A 7,566-nucleotide genomic window follows, 5' to 3' on the forward strand; every position below is an offset into this window, starting at 1 on the left:
GTCGTTCGGTGTGTGTGGTAACCACCAACCTAAGAGGTCTTCACCCTTTCACCGTGTAACCAACGTCCTGGCTGAGTACACCTAGTCCTTGGTCCTGGCCCGGCTGGGCTGCACCCGCGTCGGCTCGCCCGGCATCTTCGGAAAGTCCGGCGGGAAAGGCATCTCCCCCAGCCCTGCTGCGAGGTCCCGCTCCCACCACCCCAAAAGGATGTCGATCGTGCCCGGCTTCGCGTGCATGTCCGCCCACGGGTCCCCGATGGCCTTGAGCCGCTGCGGCACCGTGGTGATGGTGAAGTCCTGGGTGTCGACGTGCTCCAGTTCGTCCCAGCCGATGGGGCACGAAACTGTCGCGCCGGGCAGCGCACGCGGACTGTAAGCTCCGGCCATGGTGCGGTCGCGGTTCGCCTGGTTGAAGTCGACGAAGATCCGGGTTCCCCGTTCCTCTTTCCACCACGCGGTGGTGACCGCCTGCGGCATCCGGCGCTCAAGTTCGCGGGCGGCGGCGATCACGGCGTGCCGCACCTCGAGGAACTCATGGCGGGGTTCTATCGGGGCGAACACATGCAGTCCCCGGTTGCCGGAGGTCTTGATGAACGACTCCAGGCCCGCCTCGGACAGCACGGAACGCAGTTCCTGCGCGGCAGGCACAGCGTCCTCGAATCCGGTGCCCGGCTGCGGGTCGAGGTCGATCCGGAGCTGGTCCGGGTTGTCCGGGTTGCCCGCCCGCGAGGCCCAGGGGTGGAACACCACCGTGTTCATCTGGACCGCCCAGACCGCGGCGGCGATCTCGTCAATCACCAGCTGGGGATGCGAGCGGCCGCTGGGGTAAACCACCATCACCGAGCGCACAAAGTCCGGGGCGCCCCTGGGCGGATTCTTCGAGAAGAATTGCTCGCCCTCGATGTCGCCGGAGAACCGCTGCAGAGTCACCGGACGGTCGCCGTTCGCCGCCAGGAAACAGTCGCCGACGTCGATCATGTAACGCGCGAGATCCAGCTTGGTCAACCCGAGATCCGGCCAGAGGACCCGGCCGGGGCTGGAGATCCTCAATTCGCGGTTGCCGCTGGGGCTGCTGACAGTGACGGTGACTTCTTCCCTGGCCATGGGGACAAGGTACCCCCGGACACGGGTCAACTGAATAGCAGGTCGTGCACAACCACTGCCTGCTGACCGTCCGGGTGCTGGGGACTAGGGTGAATCATGGACACCACGCCGGCCCGGGACGGCCGCATTACGTCCCTCTACACCGACCATTACGAACTGACCATGCTGCAGGCGGCCCTTCATTCCGGGGCTGCGGAGCGGAGAACCGTCTTCGAGGCGTTCGCGCGGGCCTTGCCGGAGGGCCGCCGGTACGGCATCGTAGCCGGGACCGGGCGGCTGCTGGAGGGCCTTGCCGGCTTCCGCTTCGGCCCGTCGGAGCTGGAGTTCCTGGACCGGACCGGCGTCGTCAACGCGGAAACCTTGGCGCGCCTCGCGGACTTCCGGTTCTCCGGCGACATTTGGGGCTACCCCGAGGGAGAGGCGTATTTTCCCTACTCCCCCGTCCTGATCGTAGAATCCAGCTTTGCCGAAGCCTGCATCCTGGAGACGTTCGTGCTGTCCGTCCTCAATCATGACAGCGCCATCGCCTCGGCGGCCTCCCGGATGGTCAGCGCGGCAGCAGGAAGGCCTTGCCTCGAGATGGGTTCACGCCGGGCGCAGGAGGAAGCCGCCGCCGCGGCTGCCCGCGCCGCCGTCATCGCGGGCTTCGCCGCAACGTCGAACCTGGAAGCCGGCCGGCGCTTCGGGCTCCGAACGGTAGGCACAGCCGCGCATTCCTTTACGCTCCTGCACGACACCGAACAGGACGCCTTCCGGGCGCAACTGGACTCGCTGGGGCCCGGGACCACCCTCCTGGTGGACACTTACGACGTCGAAGCGGCCGTCCGGACCGCCGTCGAGCTTGCCGGGGACCAGCTGGGGGCCGTGCGGCTCGATTCCGGTGATCTGCTGGCGCAGGCGAGGTGGGTCCGCGAACTGCTGGACAGCCTGGGCAACGTCCGCACGAAAATCGTGGTCACGTCCGACCTCGACGAGTACTCCGTTGCCGCCCTGCGGGCGGCGCCGGCCGATTCGTATGGCATCGGCACGGCGCTGGTCACCGGGTCCGGCGCCCCCACCGCCGGGATGGTCTACAAACTGGTCAGCCGCACCAACGACGCCGGCGAGTTCACCGCTGTGGCCAAGAGCTCCAAGAACAAGATCAACGTCGGCGGGCGGAAACATCCGGTACGCAGGCTCGACGGCTCCGGCACAGCCACCCACGAAGTTCTGGGGCTGGGCCGCCTGCCGGCGGACGAACCCCACGCCAGGCCACTGTTGGAGCGGTTCATCCGCGGTGGCGAACTCCTGCCGGGATGGACAGGTCCGGAGGCCGTGGCACGGGCCCGGCTCCGGCACACCGACACCATGGCAGAGCTGCCCGCCATCGTGAACCGGCTCCAGCGCGGCGAACCCGCGATACCGACCATCTACGCGTGAGGCAGCCGCCTGGCGTGCCGAAATCCTGCCGGCGTCACTGCGGCCCGGCCTGGGGTGCCGTTTCGGCGCTCCAGTTCGTCGGTGACGAGCCGCAGCAGTTTCCCTGCGGACTCCGAGAGGTCCCTGCCGTTGTCCGGGGAGGCCAAATCAACGCACTGCAGCAAGGCCGAGCGGAGCCGCACCAACTGCGAGGAGGGCACCAGGGGCCAACGGCGAAAGGAGTCGAAAATCAATCCGGCACCATGGGCGGGGGCAATGGACCCGTATCCGCCGGCCAGTTCCGGTCTCATGCCGCCCGCCCCCGGCCGGTCTGTCCGGCTCCGAGTAGATTGTTCCCGTGCCATCCCGAATCCCGGATCATGGCCACGGCTTGGGGATCTGCGGTAGTCAGCTTCCGCAGGTCCATAACAACGTCGAGGCCATACCCAAAGGAGCCTGCCCGATGGGCGACCGCGATAAGGCTTGGAACATTGCGGACGGTGAGTCGGCCCACCGGTGAAACGAGTGCGGATTCCGAACTGAGGTCGACAGCGACAGTGATGCCGAGTTTGCTAGTCATAATAAAAAGATCCCCTGCGAAGCATGAACGGCCGACTGTATGACCACTTCTAGAATAGCCAAAGTGCCGTGAGCCGCGTCACAATCACGTAACAGCTGCCGGTAAATCAGCTCCGGTTCTTGGTCCTGGCGGTCGCCGGGGCCGTCCTCGGGTCCTCCGGCCAGGGATGCCTGGGGTACCGGCCGCGCATCTCGGCACGGACCTGCGCGTAAGGCCCGGACCAGAACGAGGCGAGGTCATCCGTGACGGCCAAGGGCCGCCGGGCAGGCGAGAGCAGATGGAACAGCACCGGCACCCTGCCGCCCACAAGGCGCGGCGTCCGGTCCCAGCCGAAGCACTCCTGAAGCTTGACGGCGACCACCGGGCGTGCGCCCTCGTCACCGACTTCGGGATAGTCGATTTTCACCCAGGAACCGCTCGGCACCTCCAGCCGCTCCGGGACCAGCTCACCGAGCCGGGCGGCGTCGGGCCACGGCAGCAGGCGCCGCAGCGGGTCTGCCAGGTCGATCCCGCTCGTGGAAGCGCCGCGGGCCAGCGCCTCGAGTTCCGGGGCCAACCACTCGTCGAGGCGGGCCAGCAGTGCCGGTTCGGACACGTCCGGCCACGGGTCCCCGAGTTCCCGGTGCACCAGGGCAAGACGGCGGCGCAAGGCCCCGGCCGCCGGCGACCATCCAATGGTCCCAAGCCCTTCCTTCGCCAGCGCCCGGGCGACTGCCGCACGGCCGTCGGCGGCGGAGGGACGGACCGGCGTGGAGGAAAGCACGATCGCGCCCAGCCGGCGTTCCTTCCGGGCGGTCACCCTGCCCTGGCTGAACTGGGCCTCCACGGTGTCAGCCAGGAGGTGCCGGGCGGCGGCCTCGGCCGTCTCCGCCGTCAGCGGGGCGGCGGAACGGATGACGGCGCCGGTGCCGGCCGCGTCCCGCCCCTGGGCCCGGGAGACCTCAGCGACGGCGAGCCATTCGTGCCCGGACAGCGAGCTTCCGGCCGGAAGACCGGCCCGTGTCCCGGAGCTGAGCAGGTAGCGCTCCGGCCCGTCACCGGGGACCCGGCGCGCAACACGGTCCGGGAACGCGAGGGCGACGACGAAGCCGACTGCTTCCCGAGGCGTGACCCCGGCGGTCAGGGGACGGCGCCGCACGCCGGAACTCTCCTGCCGTGCGATCGCCTCCATCCGCCGGACGTCCTCCTTCCAGCGCCGCGAGGCCGGCTCCTTGCCCGCGCGCAGGGAAGCCAGGAGGCGCGGGAGATCGGCACCCGGGGCGCGCTGGTCGCCGGCGACCAGCGCGACGGCTTCCGCGGCGGTGCGTGCGCCCACGGCTGCGGCCCCGTCCAGCAGGGCGCGGGCCAGCCGGGGATCGGCGGGAACCCGGGCCAGCGTCTTGCCGAGATCGGTGGCGAGTCCGTCCGGAGCCACCGCACCGAGTTCCCGGAGCACCTCAGCGGCCTCGTCCATAACGGCCTGCGGCGCCGCGTCCGGAAGAGCCAGTCCCCGGCCGCCGGGCGATCCCCAGCAGGCGAGAATTAATGCCGCCCCGGTGAGGTCGGCCACCGCAATTTCGGGTGTCTGGTGGGCCGGTGCGGCACCGAAGGTCTTCTGGTCGTAGCAACGGACCACACGCCCCGGTCCCTGGCGTGCCGCCCGCCCGGCCCGCTGCTCAGCGGAAGCGCGGGAGCAGGACACGTTCACAAGACCGGACATGCCGCGGCTCGCGTCCCGCCGGGGCTCGCGCGACAGGCCGGAATCGATGACCAACCGGACGCCGGGAACGGTCAGTGAGGATTCGGCGAGCGACGTCGAGACGATGATCCGCGGGCTGCCGCCGGGCTCGCGTCCTGCGACCGCGCGGTCCTGCTCTGCGGGGCCGATCTGCCCGTGCAGCTCCAGGACCTCCGCCCGGGTCCTGCCACGCAGGCGGCCTGCGACGTAGGAAACTTCCCACGCCCCCGGGAGGAACACCAGGGCATCGACGTCCAGGCCCGACGCCAGCGCACCGGCGTGGGAGGAAGCTGCGGTGTCTGCCACATGATCAAGGAAGGCGCGCGTCACCCCCCGTTCGTCGAGCCGGGGCGCCCCCGCCGGCACCCAGTCCACCTCAAGCGGATACAACGCGGAAGGACAGTCGACGACGGGCGCCGGGCCGCCAGAGTCGTGGTCTTTCGCGCCGCTGTCCCCCAAGTCCCCGCCCGCGCCTAGGAGTGCGGCGAAACGCGGCGCGTCCAGGGTCGCTGACATGGCGACGAGCGCGAGGTCGCCTCGCAGCTCGCGGACCTCGGTGAGCATGCCGAGCAACAGGTCGGTTTCGAGGCCGCGTTCGTGCACCTCATCGAGGACCACGGCGCTGGCGGTTTCCAGTCCCGGATCCGCGAGGAGGCGGTTCAATAGGATGCCCGGGGTGACGAATTCGATCAGGGTGCCCGGGCCGGCCAGGCGTTCGCCGCGGACCGTATAGCCGACGCGTTCCCCGAGCCGGCTGCCGTCCAGGGCCGCGAGGCGCCGGGCAGCCGAGCGGGCGGCCACCCGGCGAGGCTGGGTGACAATGATGCGCGGCAGTGCCCCGCCGGTCAGCTGCCGGCCATCTGCCATGGCGAGGTTGGCCAGCAACGGCGGAACCAGGGTTGTTTTGCCTGTGCCTGGCGGCGCCTGCACCACGGCGGTCGCGGAGGGGCCTCCGGTCCGGAGCGCTTCGGCCAGCTCGTCCAGCGAGTGCGCGAACGCCAGACCGGACCCGATGACCCCCAGTTCGAAGGGCGCGGGTGGAGAGGTCAGCGGAACGGCCGGAGAAGTCACGCCTCCATTGTGCCTACAAAGCTTGGGCAGCGCGTTCCGCCCGGGGGGACCCCGGGACTTTTGACTCCTGCGGCGCCACGACCAGCGGGCGTAGTTTGGGGCATGAGCGCCTCCGGAATGCTCGAGGTAGAGCGAAAATACGACGTCGGTGAAGATGACAAATGGCCGGCCCTGGCCTCGTTGCCGGGAGTGGACCGGGTGGGGCCGCCCGAGGAAGAATCCCTTGATGCCGTCTACTTCGATACCGCCAGCCTGGACCTGGCCTCCCACCGGATCACCCTTCGCCGGCGGACCGGTGGACACGATGCCGGATGGCATTTGAAACTTCCCGTGGCTGTGGGGGAACGTCAAGAGTTCACGGCGCCGTTGGGAACGGACCCCGAGGCGGTTCCCCGGCGCCTGCGGCAGCTCGTGCGGGTCCACACGAGGGACCTGGACTTGATTCCGGTAGCCAGGCTGAAGACCCGCCGCACCGTGCAGCGTCTCTTCGCGGCCGATGGCAGCGCCCTTGCTGAATTCAGCGATGACCGGGTGGAATCCCAGACCCTGCTGGAGCCACATGCCCACGCCACTTGGCGGGAATGGGAAATCGAACTCGTCGACGGTCCCAAGCGGCTGCTCAAGTCCGCAGACTCGCTCGTGGCCGCGACCGGCCACCAAAAGTCGGCGCTGCCATCCAAACTCGCCCGCGGCCTGGGCGGACAGTATCCTCCGGGCAATTCGGTGGCCCCCGAACCGGAGCCTGAGGGGCCGGCCTCGGCAGTGTTCATTTCCTACCTCAGCCAGCAGGTCGAGGCATTGAAAAAACATGACCCCGGTGTCCGGGAGGACACCCCGGATGCCGTGCATCAGCTCCGGGTGGCCGCGCGCCGGATGCGGTCCGCACTGGCCACCTTCCGGTCACTGACCGACCCTGCAAGGGCCGGATCGCTGCGCTCCGAACTGCAGTGGCTTGCGGGCGCGGTGGGTGGGGCCCGGGACAACGAGGTGATGCGGGACCGGGTGCTGGGCCTGATCAACTCTGAACCGCCCGAATTGGTGCTGGGCCCGGTTGCTGAGCAGGCCGAGGAGCACTTCGGTACGGACGCACGTGCTGCCCGTGCCAAGGGTCTCGCTGCATTGAATAGTGCCCGGTACTTCCGTCTTCTCGATGCGCTGGATGCTTTCCTGGCCGAACCGCCGCTGAGCGACACCGCAGCAAAGGAAGCCGTCCGTACGGTGGGCCGGCTCGTCGAGAAGGAACGGAAACGGTTGAAAAGGGAAGTAACTTCTCTCGACGTCGATCCCGCCGATCCAACCTTCGACGCCGCACTCCATGAGGTCCGGAAGAGTGCCAAGCGACTGCGCTATACGGCGGAATCGTCGGCCCCGATATTCGGGAAGCGGGCAACCACCCTTGCACGGGCCGCAGAGGAGATCCAGGAGAGTCTGGGCGATCATCACGACAGCGTCGTCACCCGTGAGCTGCTGCGCAAACTCGCCGCTGAAGATGCCGGCGCCAATGCGTTCACTTACGGGCGGCTGCACGCTCTGGAACAACAGGCGGGTGAGGAAGCCCGCGAGCGGTTCCTCCGCACGTGGCGAACATCGCCGCCCGAGCCCCTGAGCTGGAAATAGGAAACTCCTCTTTATGCTGCCACCTGGCTGCCGTGGCGGGACAGCATAAGCGTCTTGGCTTGGTGGCGAAGTTCCCGCC

At 68.8% G+C, this 7,566-nt stretch carries 5 protein-coding genes; 2 read left to right on the forward strand and 3 right to left on the reverse strand.

Annotation, left to right across the window (positions count from 1 at the left end; all coding sequences use genetic code 11):
- Window positions 1–81: 81 nt before the first annotated feature.
- A complete protein-coding gene (ligD, locus tag BJQ90_RS10025; RefSeq protein WP_226760142.1) occupies window positions 82–1,104 on the reverse strand; it encodes a non-homologous end-joining DNA ligase in 1,023 nt (340 codons plus the stop codon).
- 96 nt (window positions 1,105–1,200) lie between these two features.
- On the opposite strand from ligD, the gene BJQ90_RS10030 reads away from it, so the two are divergent.
- Entirely contained in the window at window positions 1,201–2,523 is a 1,323-nt protein-coding gene (locus BJQ90_RS10030; RefSeq protein ID WP_226760143.1) for a nicotinate phosphoribosyltransferase, read from the forward strand.
- Here BJQ90_RS10030 and BJQ90_RS10035 read toward each other — a convergent pair.
- Both BJQ90_RS10035 and hrpB read right to left on the reverse strand, forming a co-directional pair.
- Complete coding sequence (locus BJQ90_RS10035; protein ID WP_226760144.1) at window positions 2,514–2,813, reverse strand: hypothetical protein; 300 nt, start codon at window positions 2,811–2,813, stop codon at window positions 2,514–2,516. The two genes, BJQ90_RS10030 and BJQ90_RS10035, sit on opposite strands and share 10 nt — an antisense overlap.
- A 375-nt stretch (window positions 2,814–3,188) precedes the next feature.
- Window positions 3,189–5,870 (reverse strand): ATP-dependent helicase HrpB, encoded by a 2,682-nt coding sequence (gene hrpB, locus BJQ90_RS10040; RefSeq protein WP_226760145.1) that lies wholly within the window; start codon window positions 5,868–5,870, stop codon window positions 3,189–3,191.
- Window positions 5,871–5,972: 102 nt separating this feature from the next.
- Here hrpB and BJQ90_RS10045 point away from each other — a divergent pair, with 102 nt between their 5' ends.
- Entirely contained in the window at window positions 5,973–7,487 is a 1,515-nt protein-coding gene (locus BJQ90_RS10045) for a CYTH and CHAD domain-containing protein (RefSeq protein WP_226760146.1), read from the forward strand.
- Window positions 7,488–7,566: the final 79 nt, after the last annotated feature.

It is taken from the genome of Arthrobacter sp. SO3, from assembly GCF_020532825.1.
Classification (GTDB): domain Bacteria; phylum Actinomycetota; class Actinomycetes; order Actinomycetales; family Micrococcaceae; genus Arthrobacter.

What these genes read in the sequence shown, in the direction of transcription:
- BJQ90_RS10030 (WP_226760143.1), top strand. Translation starts at nt 1,201, where the DNA reads ATGGACACCACGCCGGCCCGGGACGGCCGCATTACGTCCCTCTACACC.
- BJQ90_RS10035 (WP_226760144.1), bottom strand. Translation starts at nt 2,813, where the DNA reads ATGAGACCGGAACTGGCCGGCGGATACGGGTCCATTGCCCCCGCCCAT.
- BJQ90_RS10045 (WP_226760146.1), top strand. Translation starts at nt 5,973, where the DNA reads ATGAGCGCCTCCGGAATGCTCGAGGTAGAGCGAAAATACGACGTCGGT.
- ligD (WP_226760142.1), bottom strand. Translation starts at nt 1,104, where the DNA reads ATGGCCAGGGAAGAAGTCACCGTCACTGTCAGCAGCCCCAGCGGCAAC.